Origin of the sequence: Vibrio breoganii, from assembly GCF_001677275.1 — a bacterium.
Classification (GTDB): Bacteria; Pseudomonadota; Gammaproteobacteria; order Enterobacterales; family Vibrionaceae; genus Vibrio; species Vibrio breoganii.
Genome location: NZ_CP016177.1, coordinates 180,539 through 206,953 on the forward strand (window position 1 = coordinate 180,539; position 26,415 = coordinate 206,953).

Here is a 26,415-nt window from a genome sequence, read left to right on the forward strand (position 1 = left end):
GAGTTTACATGTTGAATGGAAAAAGAGTACTGATTACTGGTGGTACTGGCTCCTTTGGTAAGAAGTTTATAGAAACCATCTTAGAACGATATCAAGATGTAGGAAGCATTATTATCTTTTCCCGTGACGAGCTGAAACAGTTCGAATTGAAGCAAAAATACCCTTTTAAAGACTACCCTCAACTTCGCTTTTTCATTGGAGATGTACGTGACAGAAACCGTATGATTCAAGCATGTGAAGGTGTCGACGTTATTATCCATGCTGCGGCCATAAAGCAAGTAGATACTGCTGAGTACAATCCTACTGAATGTATACGCACAAACATTGATGGCGCTGAAAACGTCATTCAGGCTGCTCTTCAGTGTGGTGTGAAGGATGTCGTTGCATTATCTACTGATAAAGCGTGTGCGCCAATCAACCTCTATGGAGCGACTAAGCTTGCTTCAGATAAGTTGTTTACCGCAGCAAATAATATTAAAGGCTCTAAGGATATCCGCTTTAGTGTTGTACGTTACGGCAACGTTATGGGCTCTCGAGGCTCTGTTATTCCGTTTTTCATGAAAAAGAAAGAAGAAGGGTTGTTGCCAATTACTCATGAAGAAATGACACGCTTTAATATCTCATTGCAAGATGGCGTGAACATGGTGATGTATGCACTTGAAAACCACCTTGGCGGAGAAATATTTATCCCGAAGATTCCTTCATACAAAATCCTTGATATAGCTGAAGCTGTCGCACCTGGCGTTAAAACAAAGGTGGTAGGCATTCGTCCTGGTGAAAAGTTGCATGAAGAAATGATTACAGATACAGATTCATTGAACACCATTGATTTAGGTCGTTACTATGCAATCTTACCTTCGGTGTCTTTCACATACCAAGAGCACGATTACATTGAGCACCATAAAGCTGAAAAAGTGCCATTCGGCTTTAAATATAACTCTGGTACTAACACAGAGTGGGAAACTATCGATGGGTTACGTGAACTGATCAAAGAGCACGTTGATCCTAATTTCACAGTGTGAGAATTACGATGATCCCTTATGGAAAGCAAGAGATTACTCAGCAAGACATTGATAGTATTGTTGATGTCTTGAAATCAGATTTCTTAACGCAGGGGCCGCAAGTACCTGCTTTTGAGGCTTCACTAACCCAGCATACCGGAGCAGGTTATGCGGTAGCAGTAAGCAGTGCTACCTCTGCCCTACACATTGCTTGTATGGCTCTGGGCTTGGGGGAAGGTGACAGGCTTTGGACAACGCCTGTTACCTTTGTCGCGTCAGCAAACTGTGGTCTATATTGTGGAGCTCAGGTCGACTTTGTTGATATTGACTCTCGCACCTACAACATGTGTCCGGTAAAACTTGAAAGTAAGTTAAAACAAGCTAAAGCTACCGGAATGCTACCTAAAGTAGTTGTACCTGTGCACCTATGCGGTCAACCTTGTGATATGAAAGCTATACATGCACTGTCTCGGGAGTATGGCTTTAGCATAATTGAAGATGCATCTCATGCGATTGGCGGTGAATATCACGATGCGCCAATAGGTAATTGTGAATATTCGGATATTACGGTATTTAGCTTCCACCCGGTTAAGATTGTAACAACTGCAGAAGGCGGTGCTGCTTTAACTAATAGTAAAGACCTTGCAGAGAAGATGGGGCTGTACCGTAGTCATGGTATTACTCGCGATGCAGACAAGATGGAAGGCGAATCACAAGGTGGATGGTATTACCAACAGATTGACCTTGGCTACAACTATCGAATGACCGAACTACAAGCAGCATTAGGCGTGAGTCAAATGGGGAGACTCAACGACTTTGTATCGGCAAGGCATCGTCTAGCTAAGAGATACAATGAGTTGCTGGCCAATTTACCTATTGTTCTTCCTTACCAACTAGAGAATACCTATTCGGGTCTACATTTGTATGTGATTCGTTTAAGGCTTGATGAAATATCCTTGTCACATAAACAGGTGTTTGATGCACTTCGTGAAAATGGCATAGGTGTGAATCTTCATTATATTCCAGTGCATACCCAGCCATATTATCAAAAGTTGGGTTTTTCGTTAGGGGACTACCCCGAATCTGAGCGTTATTACGAAGAGGCAATCTCGCTGCCCATGTTCCATCTAATGACGGATAAGCAACAAGACAAGGTAGTATCCGTCTTAACTGAGGTTCTTAGGGTATAGCAAATGAATATCGCAATTATCCCCGCGCGTGGTGGCAGTAAACGTATACCTAGAAAGAATATTAAGCTGTTTCATGGCAAGCCAATGATAGCTTATTCAATTGAAGCTGCGATTAAGTCAGGCTGTTTTGACAAGGTGCTGGTTTCCACGGATGACTATGAAATAGCAGAAGTAGCTAAGCAGTTTGGCGCTGATGTACCTTTTGTTAGACCTGCAGAGATTTCTGATGATTTTGCTACTACTGCAGATGTAATGAGACATGCTGTGTCTTGGTGTGTAGATAAAGATTGGCCAGTCGACAAAGTTTGTTGTCTTTACGCAACAGCCCCTTTTGTTACTAGTGATGACTTATCGCAGGGTTTGCAGAAACTACAAGATAGTGGAGCTGAATATGTATTTAGTGCCACAAGTTTTCCCTTTCCTATTCAACGAGCGATTCAGCTGTCAGAGTCAGGGGAAGTGTCTATGTTTGAACCGCAATATGAATTGACCAGATCTCAAGACTTACAAGAGGCTTATCATGACGCTGGTCAGTTCTACTGGGGGACTCAAGAAGCTTTTCTAGAAAAGAAAGCCTTTTTTGCACCTCATTCTCAGGTGGTATTACTACCAAGAAAGCGAGTGCAAGATATTGATACTCCAGAGGATTGGGAGTTTGCAGAAGCATTGTTTTCTCTGGTGTCTAAGGACTAATTGTGAACGTTGTTTTTCGAGTTGATGCCTCGATCTATATCGGTAGCGGTCATGTGATGCGCTGCCTTGTTTTAGCGGATGAATTGGTTGCTCAAGGCCATCGAGTTTGTTTTGCATGTTTGCCTCAAGAAGGCGACATGATCACTTTCATCCAGAACCGAAGCTATGAAGTTATATCACTGACCTCACCGGGACAATCTATCCCACCTACAAGCAACGAGGATTACCTAGGCTGGTTACAACGTCCAGTAGAAGTTGATGCACACAACTTTATCGATTTAGTCGGTAAGGCTGATGTGGTTGTTACAGACCATTATGCCATTGGTTGTAAGTGGCAAACGATAGTTCGACATAAACTTAGCTGTAAGCTTGTTGCAATAGATGATTTGAAACGTCTGCATGACTCTGATTTGATTATCGATCAAACTTTTGGTCGCGAAAGCCTAGAATATTTATATGCTAGTACAGTTTTAGCGGGTAGCCAATACAGTCTTATCTCACCTTTGTTTGCTCGTGTAAGGGAAAAAGCTCTAGAAAAAACGACCTGTTCAGCCAGAATAAAGGTTTTAGTTACTATGGGGGGGATTGATGCTCCCAACGCCACAATCAGAGTGTTGAAATGCTTAAGTCAACGAGTTGACGCTGATTTTACCGTTCTATTAGGTCCTCGTTCGCCACATTTTCACAAAGTTAAAGCGTTTTGTAGCGAGTATGAAAATATCTCGCACATCGATTTCGTTGAAGATATGCCTCACCTAATGTTACAGCACGATATGGCGATTGGTGCTCCGGGTAGCACAACTTGGGAGCGAGCTAGTCTTGGGCTTCCGAGCATTATAATTCCGCTAGCTCCAAATCAGAATGAAATCGGCGCGAAGCTAGATACATGCAATATAGCGATTCGAGTGTCATTACTGAACTTGGAAGATGAGTTGCCAAAAGCTTATGTCAGGCTGATTGAGGATTGGCCTGCATATCGCTCGAGAAACTTTAAGTTATGCGATGGTCGTGGTGTTAAAATGGCTGTTGGGACAATAAATAGAGTGTGTGGCTTATCTCAGTCGCTACATCTAGAAAAGGCCACTGATACAGATATTGATTTGGTCTACCAATGGCAATGCCATCCGAATACCCGGAAATACGCTTTAAACACGCAGTTACCTTCTTGGGATGAGCATGTTAAGTGGATGAGTGACAAAATAGAAAGTCTTAATAGCTTGTTTTATATTGCTAAAGAAGAGGTAGGCGGTAAACCTCTTGGTGTTTATCGTTTAGACCGAATATCTTCAAATAACTATCTGGTCTCTATTTTTGTCGCTCCAGATTGTTATAGGCAGGGAGTTGCAACTAGGATTTTACAAGTTTCTGATATAGTCCATTCAGATTTGACTCTTCATGCCACAGTGCTCGAAGCGAATACCGCTTCCCAAGCTTTGTTTGAGCAAGCAGGATACCAACGTATTTCTTCAGAAAAATTTATCCGTTTCCCTATTGATTGAGATTAATATGAATCCTTATATAACCATAGATGACCGTAAAATCGGTAAAGATTTTCCCCCTTATATTATCGCAGAGCTATCGGCGAATCATAATGGTGATATTAACCGTGCTTTCAGAATCATGGAAGAAGCCAAAAGAGCTGGGGCTGATGCGATAAAGTTACAAACTTATTCACATGACACCATCACTATTGACTGTGATAGTGAAGACTTTCAGATACACGGTGGGCTTTGGGACGGTCAAACCCTATATGAATTATATAAAGGCGCCCATATGCCTTGGGATTGGCATAAACCACTATTTGAAAAAGCCAAAGAATTAGATATAACGATTTTTAGCTCACCATTTGACTTCACAGCGGTGGACTTGCTGGAGGAAATCAATGCACCAGCATACAAAATTGCATCTTTCGAACTTGTGGATCACCCTTTAATTGCAAAAGTGGCTCAAACCGGAAAGCCAATGATTATGTCTACTGGGATGGCTAATGATGCAGAGATTCAGGAAGCCATCGATGTCGCTAAGAATAATGGTTGCCAGGAATTGATAGTTCTACATTGTGTGAGTGGTTACCCCGCTCCAGCAGACCAATACAACTTGCGCACAATTGCTGACATGCAACAACGCTTTGGGGTTCTATCCGGTTTATCTGATCATACTATTGATAATGCGACTGCAGTAACTTCGATAGCACTAGGTGCTTGCCTCATTGAGAAGCACGTTACATTAGATCGCAATGGCGGTGGACCAGACGATAGTTTTTCGCTTGAGCCTAGAGAGTTAAAAGCATTGTGCGATGATACTTATACCGCTTGGCAATCGTTAGGCCATGTGAATTATGAGCGCACGGAAGCTGAGAAAGGTAACGTCAAGTTCAGACGTTCACTTTACGTTGTGAAAGATATTAGTGAGGGTGAAGTTTTTAGTCATGAAAATATTCGAAGTATCCGCCCTGGGTTTGGTGTAGCTCCAAAATATTTAGAGAACTTTATTGGAGAAATATCAGCAAAGAATATAAAGAAAGGCACACCTCTTAAATTTGAACACCTGCAACCAAAGTAATTATATTTTAGTATAGAAATGTCAGCAGTCATGACTCAAAGCGTTTTTTACCTTGAGTCATGAATTTAGTTAAGCTCTGTCTAGGTTGGATTTTTAAAAAAATCTATGGAAGTAATCTAAGGAAAAGCTCTATATGTTGGGTTGCAGAGTCCTTGAGGTTGAAGTGTTCATCTATTCTGACTTTTGCGCTCCCCCCCATAGCTTTAAAGTTTTTTATCATAGATCCTATAGCATTTCTTAGTTCTTCAGAGTTGCCTGCTTCAACAACGTAACCTGAAATTCTGTTCTCTACTAGTTCAGGGCCACCGCCAGTTGTGGTAACGATGGAGGGTGTCCCTCCGGCCATTGCTTCAATTACTGCACGTGGCAACCCCTCCCCACTAACAGACGGCTGAACTTGAAAGTCAGCCATTTTCATAAGCTTTGGCACATCAGTTCGGTGACCTAGCAAGTGTATATGTTCTTTCATAGGAGATGATTCAATTTCATCTTTGTGCACTTCATAACCATTGCCGACAAGAAGCATGTGGAAGTTATCATGTTGTATTGTGTTCAGCGCTTTTAGTAAAACGCTAATTCCTTTGCTTGGCCTTACGTTGCATGCGCATATTGCCACAATGTCGGATTCTTCAAGGTTAAATTCGGATCTAAGTGCAGCCTCTGTCTGATACCATTCAACCTTATGACCTTTATAGATGCGCTCAACTCGCACATCCTTGCTCCAAACTCGACGTTGTACGTCTTCCTGGACAGCATTTGAGTTACAAACAATAGCCGATATCTTCGGGTGTAAATGAGTTAGGTAAGCTGAAGGGTCATGTCGATATAAACCACCAGTTGTACCACGGTAACTAACAACTTTTGCTCTTGTACCTATGGAGCCAAAGGCCGCATTGGGTATCGTTTTTGAATCAAAGGCGTAGCAGATATCGTAATCACCGGAAATCAGTTCATTGTGAACAAGTTTTATTGTTCTTAGGCATATTTTCTTCGAAGGATAGTTATCAATTATCTTAATACCAGCCTGTTCACAAGTCTTAGCATAGCTCGCCTCAGCTTGTGTCATTATTGTTACCTCATGCCCTAGTTTTGAGATAGCGATAAAAAGTTCAGCCTCTGGGCGAACAGTATTACGAGGACCAATATAAGAGCTAAGAACAAGAATTTTCATGGTTTTCACTATTTAAGTGTTTATCGAGGCCATTTTTACACCATTGCAAGTTTTCATTGATAGTAGTGTTTAAGATGTCATCATTTATTTTGAGGCTGCCTCTAGAATTTTCTTTGTGGTAGAGGTGGTAACCTATACCTGAAAACTTAAGGTATAGTCGATTAATATCACTATTTAGCAATCTGTGAACAAACTCGCTATCTTCGCGTCCCCAACCAACAAAATCCTCATTAAATCCATTTACTTTTATAATGTCTTTCTTCCAAAAGGACATATTGCAACTTCTAGTTGAATTTGCACTATTGATTTTTCTAGAGAATAAAGCGGATAATGTGCTACTTCTTATGGTGTTTTTTCTGTTTTTTATATCAATAGAAAATAAAGAGGGTTGCATATATTTAGTTAAAAACTGAGCGGTAAATCTTTTTCCTAAAGAGACTCTTCCACCTTGAATAAAGTAATCAACCTTAGAGTTCATAATATGATCTTCGATAAAGTGTTTGTTTAATACAATATCACCATCAATAATGATTATATAGTCACCAGAAGCTTTAGCTATTGCCTTATTTCTACTCTCTGCTGCCCTAAATCCTTTATCTTCTTGCCATGAATGGATCAAGGGTATAGGAAACTGTTCTTTCTGTTTCTTTATTGTGTTTGATGTATCAGTACTAGAGCCGTCATCTGCAATAATGACTTCATCGGGTAGCCTAGTTTGATTTTTTACACTCTCTAAAACTGCTTGAAGCGCTTCTTTCCAATTATATGTCGTTATAATTAGTGAGGTTTTCATGGTTCGCTCATTAATTTCTTGTGTTGACATTAGTCTGGCTTGAACTCAATTTATCAAATGCATCTAAAATCACTTTAGGAGGTAGCTCTTTCAGGCATTTTAGATGGCCATACGGGCATTCCCTTTCAAAGCAGGGTCTACATTCAATATTTGTACTTAGTATAGCGACATCTTTTGCAAGTGGAGGAGTGTAGTCAGGTGATGTAGAACCATAAATACCAATGACAGAGGTTCCAAGGGCAGCTGCAACGTGCATAGCTCCGGAATCATTGCTAATCACAGTTTCACAGCAACTAATTAAGTCTATTGCTTCTACTAGAGAACAGCTTCCAGTTAGATTGACAACATGTGCTTTATTGTCATCCTTAATTAAACTAACGAGCGAACTACCGATGCTTTGATCGTTTTTCGAACCAAAAATCCAAACCTGATAGCCTTGTTCTGTAAGCTTATTGGCCACTTCTGCAAAGTACTCAATTGGCCACTGCTTTGACGGGCCAAACTCTGCCCCTGGGCACAAACCAACAATCGCTCTAGATAGATTAAGTTCAAACTTTTTAAGGGCTTGGTTTCTTTCTACTTCAGGTATTTCTAGTTTTGGATAAGCTAATTTATCTAATCCGCCTAAAGATTCACTACCTAGCATGTCCTTTTTAGGGTGTGATAAGGCGACATAGCGCTCAACCATGTACTTAAATTTCTTACGATTGTGCCTGACATCTGTAAGCAAGCCATAACGCATCTCCCCTTTCCATCCAATACGATTAGGGATTCTGGCAATCAAGGGGATTAATGCAGACTTTGCTGAGTTGGGCAAAACATAGGCGTGACTATAGCCTTGTTTAGAAAGGTGCTTACCAAGCTGGTAGCGAGTTTTTAGACACAGCTGCCCATGACCAAGAGGCATATCAATAGCCTTAGAGACCTCTGGCATTCTATCCAGTACGGGTTTGCACCAAGCAGGAGCTAAGACATCAATATCAGCCATAGGATATTGTTGTTTAAGTGTTCGGTATAAACTTTGAGACATAACCATATCGCCAACCCATGACGGACCTATGATTAAGATTTTAGTTGGCTCGTTAGACAAGTGAAGACTCCTTGATTTCACTCTCTTTATTATGCTTATCATTGTTTAAGTAAGCTATCACTAATCCCACAAACATTAAGTAGGTTACATAACTACTGCCATTAGTTGCAGGAGTGTCGGTGAAACAAGCTAAAAAGTAAAGTAACGGAGGCGTTGATAGCAAAACAAAGTGCTGTCTATGATTTTTCCATGCATATACCAAGGGTAGACCAAGCCATAGAAACATGGTCGCTATTCCTAATAGACCGGATACGACTCCTTTTTCAATAAAGTTATTGTGGAAATTCCAGCCTAAAACGGCTTTCTCTTTAGGAGTGATCTCTTTGTTCTTGAGCATTTGATCCCACTTATCAGCAAGGGGATCTTTTCCGTGCCCCAAAACTGGTTTTTCAGCGATCATGTTAAGTCCAACTTTATATACAGATAGCCTCAGTCCGATGGATGTTTGATCGTTGCCTTTCATGATTTGATTAACTTCGGAAACTGTTTGCTCGTATCTAGGTTGTAAGTAGGGTAATGATGCGATCAATGCGATAGAGACTAGTACAGTCCCTAATCCAACAAGTTTATAGTTCAATTTCCCAAGTAAAAGAGCGTAAAGCCCTAGAGCAACTATAGTGCAACAAAGAGCCAGTAATGGACCGCGGCTCTCTGTAATAACGAGTGCCCCAAGTCCAACCGCAACTGCAACAAACAACCAGGCTTTTTGCCACTTAAGTTTAGAGTAACTGATAAGCGCAATGGAGAAGCCTATGAGTAAGGTAATATAAGAAGCAAAAGGGATGGCATTGACAGGCCAAACCCTTCTATCCGTAGACTGAATATTAGAATAAAAATACGCAATAAACAGCGAACTCAGTGAGGCTACGACTAACAGAGTGATAATTCTGTTTATTTTTATCTTAGAAAAATCAATGCACAGTAAGAACAATGCGGCAGTTTCCAATGCTCTTAACTCTCGGCTGCCAAAGCCATGCACAAGATCGGAAATTACACCAAAAATGATTAATGCAATGAGCCACTTAATCCACGGGTTGCTTTTCCAGTTATGCTTAATAATTGATAGCTTGTTTATGGATATTGAAACAAGGACACACACAGCCACAACGATGAGCAGTATTTTATCTCCTTTATCTACTCCAAACATGCCAGTAGCAATCCAAAGAAGCGGTAAATAAAGAAGATTATCAGAGATGGTTTGTTTTAGATTGGTCACGTTATGATTACTTCGACTTGTTGTAAATGTCATGGCCACCTTGCTGAGATGCCAGTAGTTTCAAGTTCCACATATATTGTTCAGGCTTACCTTCACAACACATCTCAATAAATTGGTTCATCGCAATAGCGTCGCCCTGTGCGGAATCTGTAGGGAATTCTGTCAGTGCAGGGTAGACATCTATAACAAATTTACCTGTTTGAGTATCAAACTCTGTCCATAAAGGAATGACTTTACTTTTGGTTGCTTTAGCTAGAAAGCCCATAACAGGAAGGGTGGCCTTTGTTGTCGCACAGAAATCAACGAATACACTCTTGTTGGGCCCATGATCTTGGTCAGGTAAAAAGTATCCCGTATAGCCATCATTAACGGCTTTAATAAAGGGCTTTATGCCTCCAGCACGCTCATATAACCTGCCTCCATAATGCTTTCTTTGCTTGGACATTGCCCATTCACTGAGTGCATTTTTTTGGCTCTTTACCATAGTACACATTGGGTGATCTTGGGAGGCGAGCAACATCGCAAAAACATCAACCGACCATGTATGAGGAACAAGAAAGATGATGTTTTGTCCTGTTTCTTTTGCTTTTGTGAAGTGTTCAAGCCCATTCACTGTGGTGTTGTTTGCTAACCACTTCCTACTGCGTAATGTAAGAAGTGGAAAACGCATTAAATAGGTGCCCGCAGTCACTAGCATTTTCTCAATAATGGCTTCCCGTTTACTGTCTGGCATATCAGGGTAGCAGTGAGTGAGATTGACACGAGCACGATGCGCTTGTCCGCGAGTTTTAGACATGATCTTCTTAGTTGCACGGGTGGCAAGCCAACGATGAAGTGAGATCGGCATAAAACTAAATGGAATTGCAAACAGAATGCCTAACCAAGTGCTCCAATATTTTGGGGCTAAGAAGCTTTTTTGAAACTTTGGGTTATACGCCTTTGGATCAAAGTCATTGCGAGTCTTTTTCATCGATGAAACTACTTTTTACTTGTTGATGATTTTTAAGTATTCAGCAACGCCTTCTGCTACTGATTTAAAGGTATGCTTGCATCCAGTAGCTCGAAGCTTGGTGAGATCGGCTTGTGTATACTCTTGATACGCCCCTTTTAGATGCTCAGGAAACGGAATAGTTTCAATCTCTCCTTTTCCATGATGTTTTATCACTGCTTTGGCAACCTCCTCAAAAGATTCAGCGTTGCCAGTGCCGAGGTTGAAGATACCTGAGGTCGGGTTTTCTAGGAACCACAAGTTAACGGCAGCTACATCCCCCACATAAACGAAGTCACGCTTAAAATGTTCACTACCTGCAAACAACTTTGGATTTTCACCTGCGTTTAATTGGTTGTTAAGGTGAAAGGCAACCGATGCCATTGAGCCTTTATGTTGCTCCCTAGGACCGTAAACGTTGAAGTAGCGAAAACCGGTGATTTGAGAGAGCGTTTCTCCGTGAGCTTCTGCATCCTCAACAAGGCGGCGTATGTAGTTATCAAATTGCTGCTTAGAGTAACCATACACATTTAGTGCGCCTTCATATTCTTTTTCTTCAATAAATGTATCTGTTTCACCATAAGTGGCAGCAGAAGAGGCATAAAGAAATGGGATTTCACGTTCTAAGCAGTAGTGAAGGAGTTCCTTTGAATACTCATAGTTATTGAGCATCATGTATTTCCCATCCCACTCAGTGGTTGCCGAACAGGCACCCTCGTGGAATACGGCATCTATGGGACCAAAGTCATCACCAGCCATAATTTGTGTCAGAAAATCATCACGATCCATGTAATCGGTAATGTCGAGATCAACTAAGTTGACAAACTTTTTGCCATTCTTAAGGTTGTCGACAACCAGAATGTCGTTGATCCCTTTGTCATTCAACGCCTTGACAATATTGCTGCCAATCATGCCTGCGCCACCGGTTACTATGATCATTTTGCTTTTTCCTTCAAATTTGATTACCTCAGAGTATAACAAGGAACTAAAATCTAGGGAATTAAAGCTACATTTATGAGAAACTTAGGTGCAATAGCAACGGACTATCTACCTTTTATTGATACCGTTTATCCATTTATGAAGAAGTAGTAGATAAAGTTATAGAGGAATGAACTTGAATCAGTCAAAACAACCAGTGTCACCACAGCAATCTCCTACGGGTGAAGCCTACTATCAGGATGATGAGATTGACCTAAGAGAATTATTTATCGCTCTGTGGAAGGGAAAAGTTTTAATTGTAGCGACTACTTTCATTTTTGCTGCTATTGCTGTGGTATATGCCTTGAATGCGCAGGAGTGGTGGAGCTCTAAAGCGAGAATCGTTGAACCTCAAGTCAATGATTTTGCTGTATATCGTCAGCAAGTAAAATCTTTTCAGCCTATCTTTGATACCTATCAGGACGATGGCACGGTGCTAGTAAGTGAAGAACTGAATGACTTAGTTGAGCCTGATAAGATCTTTGCTCAATTTATCCGTTCATTCAATGCAACAGCTAACAAAAAACGTTTTTTTGATAACAACGAAACCTTTTTGGCCTTTAAAAAAGCATTGAGAGAAGATGCAGACGCGGGCGCTGATGCTCAAGCAGCACAGAGACGCCTTTACAGTGAGTGGTATCAAAAGATCTCTGCAGCTCCAGCAGAGAAGAACCGCAGGGATGAATATATTATTTCTCTTCAAGCTACCACTCAAATGGATAGCTACAATCTTCTTATTGACTACATAGCGATGATCGAGAAGAAGGTTCAAGCGGATGCTATCAAGAACCTAGAGGCAACGTTAGAAGCCAAAGAAACACAACTGAAGCAGCAAAAAATAATTCTAGAAAGCCAAGCCAAACAAGTGCTTGAAGTGGAACTGCAACGCTCTAAGTATGCGTATGATATTGCCGAAGCAGCATCTGTGAATGCGCCTATACAAAACCTTGGCGACAAAGAACTGTTTGCAATCAACCTTGGGGCAAAAGCGATCAAGGCTAAGATTGCTGCACTAGAAGATGTTAAGAACCTAGCGGTCATTGAGCCGAGACTTCAGCAGATTGATGCTAAGTTAGATTTGATGGCTAAACTCGAGATTAATGAAGACGTTGAACTCAATGCTTATCGCTTTATCGAAGAGGTTGAACAGCCTATTAATCGTGACGCTCCGAAGCGTGCTTTGATTGCCGTATTAGGTGCCTTGTTTGGCGGTATGTTGGGTGTGGGCATAGTTCTAGTGCGTTTCGCATTTGGTCGTAATAAAGAAAATTAATCCAAGAGAAGAATAATGAAAATAGCTATTGCAGGCACAGGCTATGTAGGCTTGTCGAACGCTGTGTTGTTGGCGCAGCATCATGAAGTTGTGGCGGTGGATATCATCCCTGAGAAAGTCGAGCTTCTAAACAACAAGAAATCTCCGATTGTGGATGTGGAGATTGAACAGTTTTTGGCAGAGAAAGAACTCAACTTTACCGCGACTCTAGATAAAGAGCTGGCTTACAAAGATGCCAAGTATGTTGTGATTGCGACACCGACGGATTACGACCCACAAACAAACTACTTTAATACCTCTTCTGTGGAAGCTGTGATTAAAGAGGTGATGAGTATTAACCCTGACGCTGTGATGGTGATTAAATCCACGGTGCCTGTTGGTTACACTGAACGCATTAGGCAAGAGCTAGGTTGTGAAAACCTTATCTTTTCTCCTGAGTTTTTGCGTGAAGGGCGTGCGTTGTATGACAACCTTCATCCATCTCGCATTATTGTGGGTGAGCGCAGTGAGCGTGCTAAGGTGTTTGCAGAGCTGTTGGTTGAAGGGGCTCAAAAACAAGATATTGATGTCTTGTTTACCGACTCGACCGAAGCTGAAGCCGTTAAGCTGTTCTCAAATACCTATCTTGCGCTGCGCGTTGCTTACTTTAATGAGCTGGACTCTTACGCAGAGGCTCATGGTCTCGATTCACGTCAGATTATTGAGGGTGTTGGCTTAGACCCTCGTATTGGTAATCACTATAACAATCCTTCATTTGGTTACGGCGGTTACTGTTTGCCAAAAGACACCAAGCAATTGCTAGCGAATTATGCGGATGTGCCGAACAATATTGTGGGTGCTATCGTTGACGCGAACCGCACTCGTAAAGACTTTGTTGCGGATTCCATCTTGAAGCGTAACCCTAAGATTGTGGGAATTTATCGCCTGATCATGAAGGCAGGCTCAGACAACTTCCGTGCATCGTCGATTCAGGGCATCATGAAGCGCTTGAAGGCGAAGGGTATTGAGGTTGTAGTTTACGAACCCGTACTGGAGGAAGAGCATTTCTTCCACTCTCGTAATATTCGTGACCTAGAAGAGTTTAAGCAGGTATCTGATGTGATCGTATCGAACCGCATGGTTGAAGAGATCAAAGATGTGGAAGCGAAAGTGTATACTCGCGACTTGTTTGGCAGTGACTAATAGTCGATAGTTATAAATAAAAAGGAGGCACGATGTGCCTCCTTTTTTTGTTTTGTGTGAGCTAAAACGCTTATAGGATAAAGCGACTTAAGTCTTCGTCATCCACAAGTTTGCCAAGTTTGCTCTCAACGTAATCCGCGTCGATGGTTAGCTCAGAACCTGTTTTCTCAGTGGCTTCGTAAGAGATCTCGTCCATCAAACGCTCCATTACGGTATGCAAACGTCGAGCACCAATGTTTTCGGTGGTCTCGTTGACTTGCCATGCCGCTTCTGCGATGCGCTTGATGCCATCTTCAGTAAACTCTACGCTCACTTCTTCGGTTTTCATTAGCGCCACATATTGCTCGGTTAGGGATGCGCGAGGCTCCGTTAAGATGCGTTCAAAATCGTGACTAGATAGCGCTTCAAGCTCAACGCGAATTGGCAGACGGCCTTGCAGTTCTGGGATAAGGTCAGAAGGCTTCGCTACCTGGAAAGCACCTGATGCAATAAACAGGATATGGTCAGTTTTCACCATGCCGTGCTTAGTTGAAACTGTGCTGCCCTCAATCAATGGCAATAGGTCGCGCTGCACACCCTCACGAGAGACATCAGGACCAGAGCTTTCACCGCGCTTACAGATTTTATCGAACTCATCGATAAACACGATACCGTTGTTCTCAACGTTGAAGATAGCATCTTCTTTTAGCTCTTCTTGGTTAACCAGTTTAGCGGCCTCTTCTTCCACAAGAGACTTGAAGGCATCTTTGATCTTTAGCTTGCGGCTTTTCTTAGTATTGCCCGCCAAGTTTTGGAACATACCTTGAAGTTGGTTGGTCATCTCTTCCATGCCAGGAGGGGACATGATCTCTATGCCCATTTGCGGCGCAGCAACTTCGATATCGATCTCTTTGTCGTCTAGCTTGCCTTCGCGTAATTTCTTGCGGAACACTTGACGAGTATTAGAGCTAGCCTCTTGAGGCTTCTCGTTTTCGCCCCACGCGTCGCGAGCAGGTGGTAGTAGGGCATCAAGGATGCGCTCTTCTGCTTGTTCTTCGGCGCGGAATTTAACCTTTTCAGTGGCTTGCTGGTGCGTCATCTTCACCGCAACATCCGTAAGGTCACGGATGATGGTTTCCACTTCTTTACCAACGTAACCTACTTCGGTAAATTTGGTTGCTTCAACCTTGATGAAAGGGGCATTGGCAAGTCTTGCCAATCGGCGAGCAATCTCGGTTTTACCTACACCCGTTGGACCTATCATTAGAATGTTTTTTGGGGTCACTTCTGCACGTAGGCTTTCTTCAAGTTGCATACGGCGCCAGCGGTTACGCAGTGCAATAGCCACAGAACGCTTTGCATTTTCTTGGCCGATGATGTGTCGGTTTAGTTCGTGAACGATCTCACGAGGAGTCATTTCAGACATATTTTTTCCTTAGTACTCAAGCTCATCAACAGTGTGATGATGGTTGGTGAATACACAGATATCGCCAGCAATATTCAAAGATTTTTCTGCGATTTCTTTTGCGTCTAGCTCAGTGTTCTCTAACAGTGCGATCGCAGCTGCTTGGGCAAAGTTGCCACCAGAACCGATTGCGATAAGGTCATTCTCCGGCTGAACGACATCGCCGTTACCCGTAATGATCAAAGAAGCGGTTTCGTCTGCAACGGCCAGTAGAGCTTCAAGGCGACGAAGGGCGCGGTCACTGCGCCAATCTTTTGCCAGCTCAACGGCAGCGCGAGTCAAGTGGCCTTGGTGCATTTGTAGCTTGCTTTCAAAACGCTCAAATAGCGTGAATGCATCGGCGGTACCACCAGCAAAGCCTGCCAGTACTTTGCCATTGTAAAGTCGGCGAACTTTCTGTGCGTTGCCTTTCATGACGGTATTGCCTAGAGATACTTGTCCATCACCAGCGATGACGACTTTATTATTTCGGCGTACGGATACTATGGTAGTCACGAGGTTTCCTTCTTATTTCACCAGTGAGATAGAAATAGAATGGGGATCGTCGAAAGCAAATTCAAGGTAAGTGACCTGTAGAGGTAGTGTGTGATTGTCTACACGTCAGAAAAAAGCCTCAGTGAATACTGAGGCTATAAGGGATTTAGTTCCCGGTGTCTTTCCAAATTACACAAGGCTCAATCTTGGCGCGTTGCAGTTTATGCTTATCGCGCTCAGCGTCTCGCTTGCGGTCATATGGGCCTAACACTACGCGATACCAGCTGCTGCCTTCTCGCTGTTTAACCTGGCTATTTAGGCCTTGGAATGCAATATCCATCTTTCTCTCATCTGCCTGAGAGCGAGTCTTGTATGCTCCACACTGCATTACATAAGGGATTTCTGAAAGCACTTCTTCCTTAGGAACGACCTTTACCTCACGCTCTGGAAGAGTCTTCACATACTCCCATTGCTCTTCGGGGGGCGGTGGAAGAAGCTCTGAGTTGTCTACCTCAGGAGCTTTGGTTTTTGAGCTGTCTACCTTGACTGGCTTTGGCGGCTCAGGGTCTTGGCTTAATACGTAAAGCCCATAGCTAAATCCTCCCAGCATTAAGCCTGCTAGGATGATTGCTTTCCATGGTTTTTTTGGGGGGGCAGGTTTACGCGTATTCTTTGCTTGCGTACGGCCACCCTTCACATAGTCTTTTCTTGCCACTCGATTAGTCTATTCCGTTGTTAACCATATCTATGTTAATGCAGAAGTCGCCCAGATAATAGAGCTTAGTAACTCGGCGGTAAGGTACTTTCTCTTACCACTAGCTCTGTATCAAGAAGTCGTGAGCCTGAATTGATCTCATTGCCATTAAGAAGTTCGAACAGCATTTGAGTGGCTTGATAGCCGATATCGTAGCGAGGCTGGGATACTGTGGTCAGTGGTGGATCGCAGTATTCGGAAAACTCGATATTATCGAATCCGATAAATGAGATGTCCTGTGGAACTCTCAGTCCCATATTTTTGGCTTCTTTGATTGCGCCAATCGCCATCATATCGTTGTGACAAAAAACAGCGCTGGGCGGAGAGCCGGCACTCATCAGTTTACGCAGTGCCAGTGCCCCAGATTCGAAGCTAAAGTCGCCATTGGCAGAATTGGTCAAATCAATACTGAGGCCCGCGCGTCGCAATGCTTGCTGGAAGCCCTGACTTCGGAAACTAGACAGCGGAGCATTATCTGGCCCACGGATCTCTCCTATGCGCTTATGTCCCAACTTAGCAAGATAGTTCACTGCTTGAAAAGAAGCGGTGAGGTTGTCTATATGCACGGTTGGCAGTTCCAACTCTGGGGCGTATTCGCACGCCATCACCATAGGTGGAAGGTTTCTTTGCTCTGATTTACTGGCATCAATAGGTAAATCGGTGCCTAGCAAGATCAAACCATCCGCTTGCTTAGAATAGATGAGATTAACCAGTGAGTTATCTCGACATTTTTGCTGTGAGCTGTCGCCGTGCAGTATTAGGTAGCCTTGTTCTGAAGCCGCCGCTTCGATACCGCGGATGATCTCAGAAAAGTAGGGATCGCATAAGTCAGGGACTATGACTACGAGGGTTCTTGATTCGTTGCGTTTCATGCTACGCATCATCGCGCTTGGGCAGTAACCCGACTCGATAACCGCCTCTTCTACTCGCTTACGAGTTGAGGAGGAAACCTTTTCTGGGTTCATTAACGCTCTTGATACTGTCGCAGTGGAAACGCCAGCGAGTTCAGCAACATCCTTCATGGTCGCCATAGTACACCTATCCTCTATGATAATTTGTGCGTGCTTGATTCAATCCGTGAAACAAGATGGTATTAAATACTCACGTCTTAATGTCTGTGAAAAATAAGTGTAAACATTTTTTTCCGTACAGTTTACGGGACATGTAGCAAAAACGAACAACTTGGTGTGAGATGACTCTCATTTCGTCATATGCACGCAGTTTAACTTAAATCTTGTGGCTCTACATCTATGTTCCAACGTACTTTTTTTGAGTTGGGTAGCATTTCGATTGCAGGTTTTGCACTCATTAGCAGTTTTTGCATGGTCGAGCGCAACTGGCACTGCAAAATAAGTTGCCAACGAGATTTTCCTGCACGCTTGGCCATTGGGGCTGGAGTTGGCCCTAATACCCAGCAATGTTCATCAAACAATGGATGGGCTTCAAGGGTATGGCGCACCTGCCTCAAGAAGTCTTCAGCGAGCTGTGAGTGGTTTGATTCCGCACGAAATAGTGACAGGCTGGCGTAAGGTGGCAATTGCGCCACTCGTCGCTCCATGAGTGCCCCTTGTGCAAAATCTGGATAGCCCTTGTGAAGCAGTGCTTGTAGTAATGAATGCTCGGGATGGTGCGTTTGTAGCACCACATGCCCAGGTTTACTGGCGCGTCCTGCACGACCTGCCACTTGGATGAACAGTTGCGCGAGCTTCTCTGACGCTCTGAAGTCACTGCTGTATAGAGAAGAGTCGACATCTAATAGTGCTACTAAGGTAACGTCAGGAAAGTGATGTCCCTTAGCTAGCATTTGCGTGCCAATGAGAATTTGGTATTCCCCTTTGCGGATAGACTCAAGCGCTGCCTCTAGACTGCCTTTTCGGCGCGTGTTGTCTCTATCAATACGTATGGTCTTGTATTCAGGGAATAGGGTCTCAAGGTGGGTTTCCAGCTGCTCTGTGCCCACGCCAACTGTCACCAAGTGAGTAGAGCCACAGCTTTGACATTGGTGTACGACGGGCTTTTGCGAGCCACAGTGGTGACAACGCATCTCACTACTGCCTTGGTGGAAGGTATAATAGGCATCACATCGATGACACTCTGCAATCCAGCCACATTCATGACACATCATAGCTGGAGAGAACCCGCGACGGTTCAAAAACAGCATGACCTGGTTGCCCTGCTGCAAGTGCTTTCGCATCTGTGCAATCAAGGGAGCGCTCAAGCCACTCTCTAGGTATAAGCCTTTAACGTCTATAACGCCGTTCTTTGCCGGTTTCGCGCCGCCAGCCCGCTCAGTCAGTTGCAAGTGCAGATACTTGTTGGACAATGCGTTGTTCAGGGTCTCTAAAGACGGTGTCGCAGAACCCAATACAATAGGGATGGATTCGGAATGAGCGCGCATTATCGCCATGTCTCGCGCATGATAACGTAAGCTGTCCTGCTGTTTATATGAGGAGTCATGTTCCTCATCGACAATGATAATGCCAAGGTTGGCAAACGGAGTCAGCAGGGCAGAGCGAGTGCCAATAAGGATCCCACATTCTTTATTCTTTGCTGCAAGCCAAGCATTTAGTCGCTCAGTGTCATTGAGGCCAGAATGAATGGTTGCGATAGGAACATTAAAGCGTCGCTTAAATCGATTGATGGTTTGTGGTGTCAGGCCTATTTCTGGGACTAGTACCAAGGCTTGCTTGCCTTGGTTGACGACCTTTTCAATCAACTGCAGGTAAACCTCGGTCTTTCCTGAACCCGTCACACCATCCAATAAAGCACATTCATAGCCATCGATATGATTAACCGTCACTACCGCTAGCATTTGTTCGTGATTAAGCTCTCGCTTGTCGTCTTCGTTGACTCGAATCTTTTGCCATTGGTCGTTGATCTCAAGGACCTCTGAAGACGTTACCCACTCTTTATCTTGTAATGCCTTTATAACCGAGCTCGATATTTCCATATCTACTAGCTCGTGATGGGGTAAAGGACCATGTTGTAGGGCGTTCATTACCTTGGCTTGCTGCACCGCTCGTCCAAAGCCTTGCATCAATTGATTACGACCAGACTCCGTGAGTTGCCAGGATTTTTGAGGCTGCTTTTGTGCAGGTTTGCCTTTGCGCAGTGCGCCGGGCATTGCTCCGTTTAGGGTATCGCCCAAAGGATATTGGTAAAATCGGCTGCCCCAATGAATTAATCGATACAGCTTCTCTGGCCATATGGGTTCTTGGTCAAGGACCTCCGTTAAAGGTTTAAGCTTGTTAATATCGTATTCTGATTGATGGGTGAGAGCAGTGATCACACCAAGGAGCTTTTTTGGACCAAATGGAACCCATACGCGCACACCTACCACAGGAAATAGGTGGGCAGGGATGATGTATTCAAATTCTTTATCCAGAGGTACAGGTAGGGCAACTCTGGCAATGGTTGGTCGCATGAGATCTCTTTGGGGCTTTGCATTCAAGAACGGACAGTCATGATAATACTAGAGAAAAGCCCATAAGATTACGATAATTGAATGTAGGTGAATCAAGCTCACCTTCGTAACTCTTTACTATAAAGAGTTACGGTGAAAAAAGTGGCGAAAAAAGGGACAAATAAGTTGATCCCAACAGACTATTTCATTACTATACTGCGCCTTGAAGATGTCGTATTAAACGATATCACTGTTAGAAACTACGTGTGGTGTTCAGCATAGAACTGGATAGCGACACGGCCTATAAATGAGGTTTTCCCATGAAAGCAGGTATCCATCCTGAGTACAAAGCAGTTACTGCAACATGTTCTTGCGGCAACACTTTTGAGTTCAACTCAACTCTAGCTAAAGAATCTATCCACCTAGACGTATGTGACAAATGTCACCCGTTCTACACTGGTAAGCAACGTATCGTTGATACTGGCGGCCGTGTTGATCGCTTTAACAAGCGTTTCGGTGCTCTTTCTTCTAAGAAGTAATCTTAGTTGTAAAGAAACAGAAAAAGGTCGCTTAGGCGGCCTTTTTTGATCTCAGCTGAAAGCAAAGATTACAATTCATAGTGTTGCTACTATGTAGCACATTAACTGATTTTTATTTACACTTAACACTTCTATTATTTCCCTTACACCCTAAAGGATTTTCCTTCGATGTCTGATGACCAACCTGTAAACGATTTTCGCCAGCAAGCTCTTGATTATCATGAGTTCCCTAAACCGGGAAAGATTGCTGTTGAGTTGACTACTCCTGCTGATTCTGTGCATGACCTTGCTTTGGCTTATAGCCCAGGTGTTGCTGAGCCAGTGCGTGAGATTGCTCAAAACGTGGATAACGTTTACAAGTACACTGCGAAAGGAAACATGGTTGCGGTTATCTCAAACGGCACCGCGATTTTGGGGCTAGGTAATCTAGGTCCTATGGCTTCAAAACCAGTAATGGAAGGTAAGGCGCTACTGTTCAAGCGTTTTGCTGGTCTAGACTCAATCGACATTGAAGTAAAGCACCGCACTATCGATGAATTCGTTGATACGGTAGCGGCAATTGCCGATACCTTTGGTGGTATTAACCTAGAAGACATTAAAGCACCAGATTGCTTTGAGATTGAAAGCCGCCTGATTGAACGCTGTGACGTGCCAGTTTTCCATGATGACCAACACGGTACTGCGATTGTTACCGCTGCAGGTATGCTGAATGCCATTGAGCTTCAAGGGAAGCAACTGTGCGACTCTACCATTGTCTGTCTAGGTGCGGGTGCAGCGGCTGTTGCCTGTATGGAGCTGCTGATTAAGTGTGGCGCTCAGCGTGAAAAAATCTACATGCTAGATCGTAAGGGTGTGATTCACACGCGTCGTGACGACTTGAATGAATACAAACAGCTGTTTGCTAATAACACCGACAAGCGTACGCTAGAAGATGTTATTGAAGGAGCAGATCTGTTCTTGGGTGTATCAGGGCCAAACTTATTATCTCCAGAAGCACTGGCACTAATGGGCGACAAGCCTGTGGTATTCGCTTGTTCAAACCCAGATCCAGAGATTAAGCCAGAGCTTGCGCACAAAGTACGTACTGACCTTATCATGGGTACAGGCCGTTCTGATTACCCAAATCAGGTCAACAATGTTATCTGCTTCCCGTTCATCTTCCGTGGTGCATTGGACGTTCGTGCCAGTGAAATCAATATTGAGATGAAGCTTGCGGCAGTAGAAGCGATTCGTCAGCTGGCGAAAGAGCCTGTTCCTGCAGAAGTATTGAAAGCGGCGGGTGTCGAGTCTTTAGAATTTGGTACGGGTTACATCATTCCAAAACCTATGGACCCTCGTTTGCTTCCTCGTGTGGCAAGAGCGGTAGCTGAGGCTGCGGTTGAATCTGGTGTGGCACGCATTGAGCTACCAGAAGGCTACATGCAGGGATAAATCCCGAACATGTAAAAAGGGGGTTAGAGTACGCGTACTCTAACCCCCTTTTGCTATTTACTCACTGGTATATCAAATTACCAAGCTAATCAGTCATCAAATACTTCTAGCTCAATACCTAGATCAGACATGATTTGCTGGGCTTCAGCAGGGATCTCATCAGGGTGGTCTTTTCTTAGGTCTTCGTCAGTAGGTAGAGGCTGTCCTGTGTAGGCATGCAAGAATGCCTCACAAAGCAGTTCGCTATTGGTAGCATGACGCAGGTTGTTCACCTGGCGACGAGTGCGCTCGTCAGTCAGAATCTTAAGAACCTTAAGCGGAATAGACACAGTGATCTTTTTAACTTGAGTACTTTTTTTACCGTGCTCAGCATATGGGCTGATGTAATCGCCATTCCAGTCTGCCATTGGAAACCTTTTATTACCTAATATAAGAGTTAATACCCAATTCTAGCGATATTGACTGCTATATGTAAAGGCATTTAGACGTCTAGATGTGTTGATGTCTGATGGTTATCGGGGTAATCTATGAACAGAATTAGATTAATTTGATTGGTATCAAACTCCACCAGTCATTGTCAAAGGAAAGGACAAGAAAATGAGCAGTAAACACAAGTCATCGACGATTGCCGTTCGTACTGGTATCGAATCTGATACCCAACACCATGCTGTTGTTCCCCCAATTTATCTGTCCACTAACTATGGTTTTCCTTCATTCGGAGATGTACCAAAGTACGACTATACCCGCTCAGGAAATCCAAATCGAGGATTACTAGAGACGGCACTGTTTGAGTTGGAATCGGGTAAAGGTGCGGTGGTGACAAACTGTGGCACCTCGGCTCTTAATTTATGGGTTTCAGCATTTTTAGGCCCTGATGATTTAATTGTTGCGCCGCATGACTGCTACGGCGGGACCTACCGTCTATTCAACACGCGATCATTAAAGGGTGACTTCAAGGTAGAGTTTGTCGATCAATCGGATGAACAGGCACTTGCCGCAGCAATAGCAAAAAAGCCTAAGCTTATTCTTATCGAAACGCCGTCTAACCCGCTGGTTCGCGTCGTGGATATCGCAAAAGTATGTCAGCAAGCGGCTGAGGTTGGTGCATTAGTGGGCGTCGACAACACCTTTTTGACACCGATATTCCAAAAGCCTCTAGAGCTGGGCGCGGACTTCGTTATTCATTCAACCACCAAGTACATTAATGGCCACTCTGACGTTATTGGCGGTGTGGTGATCACCAAAACTGAAGAACAGGCAGAAGAGCTTGGCTGGTGGGGCAATTGCATCGGCGCGACAGGCACTCCATTTGATAGCTACATGACGCTGCGTGGCATTCGTACCTTGGGCGCTCGAATGCGTGTTCATGAAGAAGGCTCACAGCAGATCCTAAGCTACCTTAAGTCGCAGAAGCGCGTTAAGACCATCTACCACCCAAGCCTTCCTGAGCATCCTGGGCATGATATTGCCAAGCGCCAACAGTCTGGCTTTGGCAGTATGCTGAGCTTTGAGTTTGATGGCAGCATGGAAGAGCTAAAAACCTTTGTGGGTGGATTGAAGCTATTCTCTTTGGCAGAGTCTCTAGGTGGAGTAGAAAGCTTAATTTGCCACCCTGCGACTATGACGCACCGTGCTATGGGTGAAGAAGCCCTAGCCGAGGCGGGCGTTTCTCATTTCTTATTACGTTTGTCTGTGGGTCTTGAAGACGCTGATGATCTGATTGATGACCTGATCCAAGCATTCGACCTAGTGGAGAAGTAAGCATGGGAAACCTAAAGCAGCTTCATAAGTTTGGTGGCAGTAGCCTGGCCAATGCTGAGTGTTTTAGTCGCGTAGCCAATATCTTGGCGGAATACTCTAATGTGGGCGATCTGGTTATCGTTTCAGCCGCGGGTTCAACTACAAACAATTTACTACGTTGGTTGGCTGCATTAGAGAAAGATGGGCGAATTGCTCATGAGATCTTACTTGAGTTGCGTGCCTATCAGAACCAATTGATTGTAGATTTGCTGCCAGAAGACAAAGCCGAGCCATTGCAAGAAGTGCTGAACAATGAGTTTACAGCCCTTAGCGCTTTAAATGCACCAATGAGCGAATCACAGAAATCGGCAGCGCTTGGTCATGGTGAGGTGTGGTCATCTCGCCTGTTGGCCGCTCTTCTTAGCGATAAAGATATGGAAAGTGTGGCTATTGATTCTCGTGATTTCTTGCGCGCTGAAATTGGTACACAGCCAGAGATTGACCGAGGATTGTCGTGGCCGTTAGCGAAATCAGTGGTCGCACAGCACCCACATAGACGACTAGTGGTTACTGGCTTTATGGCTCAGAACCAAGAGGGCGAAACCGTTCTGCTTGGGCGCAATGGCTCTGACTATTCGGCAACAATTGTCGGTGCATTGGCCGAAGTCTCTAAGGTTACTATTTGGAGTGATGTAGCGGGTGTTTACAGTGCCGATCCGCGCATTGTCGGTGATGCTTGCTTGCTGCCATTGCTTCGTCTTGATGAAGCGAGCGAATTGGCACGCTTAGCTGCGCCAGTATTGCACAGCCGCACATTGCAGCCGGTCGCACAGAGCACTATGGATATGGAACTGCGCTGCAGTCACCAACCTGAATCTGGCTCAACGCGCATTGAGCGCGTGCTCGCCTCTGGACGCGGTGCGAAGATTGTGACCTCGCTCGATGACGTTAACCTTATTGAGTTAACCCTAAGTCACGCGCATGATTTTGAGCGCTTAGAGCCTCAAGTGTTATCTTTGCTGAACAAAGCTCAACTTGCACCGCTAGCCTACGAATCTCAATCGGATAACTATTGTCTGCGTTTGGCTTACACCAGTGAGTTGCTTGCTGGCGCGCTCGAGTGCATTGAATCTGCTCACCTAGAGGTTGGGGTAGAGGTCAAATCAGGCATGTCCCTGATCGCCGCCGTTGGCGCAGGCGTGACGAATAATGCCAATCACTGTTTTGGTTTTTATCAAACCCTCAAGGGAGTACCTGTTGAGTTCATGTTTGAGACAGACTCAGAGCTGAGCCTGATTGCTGTGGTGAGAACCAACAAAGTGCCTGAGCTACTTGAGTCTCTGCACAGTCAGCTGTTCCAAGCACAAAAGCGTGTTGGTATTGTGCTGTGTGGCAAAGGCAATATTGGTTCGAATTGGATTGAATTATTTGTACAGCAAAAAATCGAGCTAGAAAAGCGTCGAGGCATGAGCTTTGACCTGATTGCTGTTGTGGCGAGTAACCGCTATTGGTTTAATGAGAATGGCATTGATGCTGGCACGCTAAATACGCATTTTGCTGAAGAGGCAGTGGTCGATGAAGAAGACTGGGTTTCTTTAGTCAGAAAGCAATCTAGCTATGATGAGATAGTGGTACTGGATGTCACCGCTAGCCAAGAGGTATCGGATCGTTACCTAGAGTTTGCTGAGCATGGCATGCATGTAATTTCTGCAAACAAGCTAGCCGGCTCCGCGCCAAGTGAGTTTTATCATCAAGTACAAGATGTCTTTGCCAAAACAGGGCGTCATTGGCTATATAACGCAACAGTTGGGGCTGGCCTCCCAGTAAACCATACCGTGCGAGACCTGCGCGAAAGTGGCGACCAAATTGTGGCTATCTCAGGGATCTTCTCTGGCACCCTCTCTTGGTTATTCCAGCAATACGATGGTTCGATTCCGTTTAGTGAACTGGTTGATCTTGCATGGCAGCAGGGACTCACTGAACCAGACCCTAGGGCTGACTTAGATGGCACTGATGTCATGCGTAAGCTGGTTATCTTAGCACGTGAATCAGGGCTAGAGCTTGAGCCCGAGGGCGTTAAGGTAGAGTCTCTGGTACCAAAGGAATTATTGCATTTATCTGTGGATGATTTCTTCCATCAAGCACATGTTCTCAATGAGTTGCTGGCTGAGCGTCTAGATAAGGCTCAGAGCGAAGGTAAGGTGCTTCGTTATGTTGCACGCCTATCGAAAGATGGAGAGGCGACAGTGGGCGTAGAGGCGCTTGATGAGCGTCATGCACTGGCCAATCTGCTCCCTTGTGACAACATCTTTGCTATCGAGAGCAAATGGTACAAAGATAACCCATTGGTTATCCGCGGACCTGGCGCTGGTCGTGAGGTGACTGCAGGCGCATTGCAGTCTGATCTTAATCGACTCTCTGGTTTGCTATAAATCTACCTGCCAAAACATCCAATGCCTGTGGGCATTGGATGCCTTCCCTCAAAAAATCACT

The 26,415-nt window shown here is 44.2% G+C and carries 23 protein-coding genes; 11 read left to right on the top strand and 12 right to left on the bottom strand.

All coding sequences use genetic code 11. The features are described 5' to 3' along the window. Positions 1 to 8 precede the first annotated feature (8 nt). From pseB to pseI, 5 genes are read left to right on the top strand one after another with little or no spacing between them, the layout of a single operon-like run. Entirely contained in the window at positions 9 to 1,022 is a 1,014-nt protein-coding gene (gene pseB / locus A6E01_RS00890; protein ID WP_065209380.1) for a UDP-N-acetylglucosamine 4,6-dehydratase (inverting), read from the top strand. Then, positions 1,019 to 2,191 carry a UDP-4-amino-4,6-dideoxy-N-acetyl-beta-L-altrosamine transaminase gene (gene pseC / locus A6E01_RS00895; RefSeq protein WP_206191625.1) on the top strand — a complete coding sequence of 391 codons (1,173 nt, stop codon included), beginning with the start codon at positions 1,019 to 1,021 and terminating at the stop codon, positions 2,189 to 2,191. The genes pseB and pseC overlap by 4 nt, the downstream gene beginning before the upstream one ends. A gap of 3 nt (positions 2,192 to 2,194) precedes the next feature. Continuing rightward, positions 2,195 to 2,884 carry a pseudaminic acid cytidylyltransferase gene (gene pseF / locus A6E01_RS00900; RefSeq protein ID WP_065209382.1) on the top strand — a complete coding sequence of 230 codons (690 nt, stop codon included), beginning with the start codon at positions 2,195 to 2,197 and terminating at the stop codon, positions 2,882 to 2,884. Between the two features lie 2 nt (positions 2,885 to 2,886). Next, entirely contained in the window at positions 2,887 to 4,383 is a 1,497-nt protein-coding gene (pseG, locus tag A6E01_RS00905) for a UDP-2,4-diacetamido-2,4,6-trideoxy-beta-L-altropyranose hydrolase (protein WP_065209383.1), read from the top strand. A gap of 7 nt (positions 4,384 to 4,390) precedes the next feature. Then, on the top strand, positions 4,391 to 5,446 hold the full coding sequence (gene pseI, locus A6E01_RS00910) for a pseudaminic acid synthase (RefSeq protein ID WP_065209384.1): 1,056 nt from the start codon (positions 4,391 to 4,393) through the stop codon (positions 5,444 to 5,446). 103 nt (positions 5,447 to 5,549) lie between these two features. Here pseI and A6E01_RS00915 read toward each other — a convergent pair whose 3' ends face one another. Genes A6E01_RS00915 through rfaD form a run of 6 tightly spaced genes read right to left on the bottom strand, consistent with a single transcriptional unit; the run spans position 5,550 to position 11,643 of the window. Further along, on the bottom strand, positions 5,550 to 6,617 hold the full coding sequence (locus A6E01_RS00915) for a glycosyltransferase family 4 protein (RefSeq protein WP_065209385.1): 1,068 nt from the start codon (positions 6,615 to 6,617) through the stop codon (positions 5,550 to 5,552). Continuing rightward, positions 6,598 to 7,410 carry a glycosyltransferase family 2 protein gene (locus A6E01_RS00920; protein ID WP_065209386.1) on the bottom strand — a complete coding sequence of 271 codons (813 nt, stop codon included), beginning with the start codon at positions 7,408 to 7,410 and terminating at the stop codon, positions 6,598 to 6,600. The genes A6E01_RS00915 and A6E01_RS00920 overlap by 20 nt, the downstream gene beginning before the upstream one ends. Positions 7,411 to 7,420: 10 nt before the next feature. Continuing rightward, positions 7,421 to 8,500, bottom strand: coding sequence for a lipopolysaccharide heptosyltransferase II (gene waaF / locus A6E01_RS00925; RefSeq protein WP_065209387.1), 1,080 nt, complete (start codon positions 8,498 to 8,500; stop codon positions 7,421 to 7,423). After that, positions 8,493 to 9,749 carry an O-antigen ligase family protein gene (locus A6E01_RS00930; protein ID WP_065209388.1) on the bottom strand — a complete coding sequence of 419 codons (1,257 nt, stop codon included), beginning with the start codon at positions 9,747 to 9,749 and terminating at the stop codon, positions 8,493 to 8,495. Before A6E01_RS00930 ends, waaF begins: the two co-directional genes overlap by 8 nt. Further along, positions 9,724 to 10,686 carry a lauroyl-Kdo(2)-lipid IV(A) myristoyltransferase gene (gene lpxM, locus A6E01_RS00935; RefSeq protein WP_065209389.1) on the bottom strand — a complete coding sequence of 321 codons (963 nt, stop codon included), beginning with the start codon at positions 10,684 to 10,686 and terminating at the stop codon, positions 9,724 to 9,726. Before lpxM ends, A6E01_RS00930 begins: the two co-directional genes overlap by 26 nt. 15 nt (positions 10,687 to 10,701) lie before the next feature. After that, on the bottom strand, positions 10,702 to 11,643 hold the full coding sequence (gene rfaD, locus A6E01_RS00940) for an ADP-glyceromanno-heptose 6-epimerase (protein WP_017029406.1): 942 nt from the start codon (positions 11,641 to 11,643) through the stop codon (positions 10,702 to 10,704). Positions 11,644 to 11,812: 169 nt separating this feature from the next. On the opposite strand from rfaD, the gene A6E01_RS00945 reads away from it, so the two are divergent. Together A6E01_RS00945 and A6E01_RS00950 are read left to right on the top strand one after the other, a co-directional pair. After that, positions 11,813 to 12,955 carry an LPS O-antigen chain length determinant protein WzzB gene (locus A6E01_RS00945; RefSeq protein ID WP_065209390.1) on the top strand — a complete coding sequence of 381 codons (1,143 nt, stop codon included), beginning with the start codon at positions 11,813 to 11,815 and terminating at the stop codon, positions 12,953 to 12,955. 15 nt (positions 12,956 to 12,970) lie between these two features. After that, positions 12,971 to 14,137 carry a nucleotide sugar dehydrogenase gene (locus tag A6E01_RS00950; protein WP_065209391.1) on the top strand — a complete coding sequence of 389 codons (1,167 nt, stop codon included), beginning with the start codon at positions 12,971 to 12,973 and terminating at the stop codon, positions 14,135 to 14,137. Positions 14,138 to 14,207: 70 nt separating this feature from the next. Here the strand turns inward: A6E01_RS00950 and hslU are convergent, their stop codons facing one another. The 5 genes from hslU to priA all read right to left on the bottom strand — a co-directional run bounded on the left by hslU (position 14,208) and on the right by priA (position 20,233). Further along, the gene (gene hslU, locus A6E01_RS00955) at positions 14,208 to 15,542 is read right to left on the bottom strand and encodes an HslU--HslV peptidase ATPase subunit (RefSeq protein ID WP_065209392.1); all 1,335 of its coding nucleotides are present in this window, start codon (positions 15,540 to 15,542) and stop codon (positions 14,208 to 14,210) included. Positions 15,543 to 15,551: 9 nt separating this feature from the next. Continuing rightward, entirely contained in the window at positions 15,552 to 16,076 is a 525-nt protein-coding gene (gene hslV, locus A6E01_RS00960; RefSeq protein WP_017029410.1) for an ATP-dependent protease subunit HslV, read from the bottom strand. 145 nt (positions 16,077 to 16,221) lie between these two features. Continuing rightward, complete coding sequence (locus A6E01_RS00965; RefSeq protein ID WP_065209393.1) at positions 16,222 to 16,770, bottom strand: SPOR domain-containing protein; 549 nt, start codon at positions 16,768 to 16,770, stop codon at positions 16,222 to 16,224. A 65-nt stretch (positions 16,771 to 16,835) separates the two neighbouring features. Beyond that, positions 16,836 to 17,840: a DNA-binding transcriptional regulator CytR gene (cytR, locus tag A6E01_RS00970; protein ID WP_017029412.1), complete on the bottom strand. Its 1,005-nt coding sequence runs from the start codon at positions 17,838 to 17,840 to the stop codon at positions 16,836 to 16,838. 191 nt (positions 17,841 to 18,031) lie between these two features. After that, positions 18,032 to 20,233 (bottom strand): primosomal protein N', encoded by a 2,202-nt coding sequence (priA, locus tag A6E01_RS00975; RefSeq protein WP_065209394.1) that lies wholly within the window; start codon positions 20,231 to 20,233, stop codon positions 18,032 to 18,034. Positions 20,234 to 20,532: 299 nt separating this feature from the next. Here priA and rpmE point away from each other — a divergent pair, with 299 nt between their 5' ends. Further along, a complete protein-coding gene (gene rpmE, locus A6E01_RS00980; protein WP_004737142.1) occupies positions 20,533 to 20,751 on the top strand; it encodes a 50S ribosomal protein L31 in 219 nt (72 codons plus the stop codon). A 168-nt stretch (positions 20,752 to 20,919) separates the two neighbouring features. Next, positions 20,920 to 22,182 carry a malic enzyme-like NAD(P)-binding protein gene (locus tag A6E01_RS00985; protein ID WP_017031413.1) on the top strand — a complete coding sequence of 421 codons (1,263 nt, stop codon included), beginning with the start codon at positions 20,920 to 20,922 and terminating at the stop codon, positions 22,180 to 22,182. Positions 22,183 to 22,271: 89 nt separating this feature from the next. Here the strand turns inward: A6E01_RS00985 and metJ are convergent, their stop codons facing one another. Beyond that, complete coding sequence (gene metJ, locus A6E01_RS00990; protein WP_017029415.1) at positions 22,272 to 22,589, bottom strand: met regulon transcriptional regulator MetJ; 318 nt, start codon at positions 22,587 to 22,589, stop codon at positions 22,272 to 22,274. Positions 22,590 to 22,779: 190 nt separating this feature from the next. On the opposite strand from metJ, the gene A6E01_RS00995 reads away from it, so the two are divergent. Together A6E01_RS00995 and A6E01_RS01000 are read left to right on the top strand one after the other, a co-directional pair. Further along, the gene (locus tag A6E01_RS00995) at positions 22,780 to 23,943 is read left to right on the top strand and encodes an O-succinylhomoserine (thiol)-lyase (protein ID WP_065209395.1); all 1,164 of its coding nucleotides are present in this window, start codon (positions 22,780 to 22,782) and stop codon (positions 23,941 to 23,943) included. Between the two features lie 2 nt (positions 23,944 to 23,945). Continuing rightward, positions 23,946 to 26,354: a bifunctional aspartate kinase/homoserine dehydrogenase II gene (locus A6E01_RS01000; protein WP_065209396.1), complete on the top strand. Its 2,409-nt coding sequence runs from the start codon at positions 23,946 to 23,948 to the stop codon at positions 26,352 to 26,354. Positions 26,355 to 26,415: the final 61 nt, after the last annotated feature.

What these genes read in the sequence shown, in the direction of transcription:
- rpmE (WP_004737142.1), top strand. Translation starts at nt 20,533, where the DNA reads ATGAAAGCAGGTATCCATCCTGAGTACAAAGCAGTTACTGCAACATGT.
- pseB (WP_065209380.1), top strand. Translation starts at nt 9, where the DNA reads ATGTTGAATGGAAAAAGAGTACTGATTACTGGTGGTACTGGCTCCTTT.
- cytR (WP_017029412.1), bottom strand. Translation starts at nt 17,840, where the DNA reads ATGGCGACCATGAAGGATGTTGCTGAACTCGCTGGCGTTTCCACTGCG.
- A6E01_RS00995 (WP_065209395.1), top strand. Translation starts at nt 22,780, where the DNA reads ATGAGCAGTAAACACAAGTCATCGACGATTGCCGTTCGTACTGGTATC.
- A6E01_RS01000 (WP_065209396.1), top strand. Translation starts at nt 23,946, where the DNA reads ATGGGAAACCTAAAGCAGCTTCATAAGTTTGGTGGCAGTAGCCTGGCC.
- rfaD (WP_017029406.1), bottom strand. Translation starts at nt 11,643, where the DNA reads ATGATCATAGTAACCGGTGGCGCAGGCATGATTGGCAGCAATATTGTC.
- metJ (WP_017029415.1), bottom strand. Translation starts at nt 22,589, where the DNA reads ATGGCAGACTGGAATGGCGATTACATCAGCCCATATGCTGAGCACGGT.
- pseF (WP_065209382.1), top strand. Translation starts at nt 2,195, where the DNA reads ATGAATATCGCAATTATCCCCGCGCGTGGTGGCAGTAAACGTATACCT.
- A6E01_RS00920 (WP_065209386.1), bottom strand. Translation starts at nt 7,410, where the DNA reads ATGAAAACCTCACTAATTATAACGACATATAATTGGAAAGAAGCGCTT.
- A6E01_RS00930 (WP_065209388.1), bottom strand. Translation starts at nt 9,749, where the DNA reads ATGACATTTACAACAAGTCGAAGTAATCATAACGTGACCAATCTAAAA.
- A6E01_RS00985 (WP_017031413.1), top strand. Translation starts at nt 20,920, where the DNA reads ATGTCTGATGACCAACCTGTAAACGATTTTCGCCAGCAAGCTCTTGAT.
- hslU (WP_065209392.1), bottom strand. Translation starts at nt 15,542, where the DNA reads ATGTCTGAAATGACTCCTCGTGAGATCGTTCACGAACTAAACCGACAC.
- priA (WP_065209394.1), bottom strand. Translation starts at nt 20,233, where the DNA reads ATGCGACCAACCATTGCCAGAGTTGCCCTACCTGTACCTCTGGATAAA.
- lpxM (WP_065209389.1), bottom strand. Translation starts at nt 10,686, where the DNA reads ATGAAAAAGACTCGCAATGACTTTGATCCAAAGGCGTATAACCCAAAG.
- pseI (WP_065209384.1), top strand. Translation starts at nt 4,391, where the DNA reads ATGAATCCTTATATAACCATAGATGACCGTAAAATCGGTAAAGATTTT.
- A6E01_RS00915 (WP_065209385.1), bottom strand. Translation starts at nt 6,617, where the DNA reads ATGAAAATTCTTGTTCTTAGCTCTTATATTGGTCCTCGTAATACTGTT.
- A6E01_RS00950 (WP_065209391.1), top strand. Translation starts at nt 12,971, where the DNA reads ATGAAAATAGCTATTGCAGGCACAGGCTATGTAGGCTTGTCGAACGCT.
- A6E01_RS00945 (WP_065209390.1), top strand. Translation starts at nt 11,813, where the DNA reads ATGAACTTGAATCAGTCAAAACAACCAGTGTCACCACAGCAATCTCCT.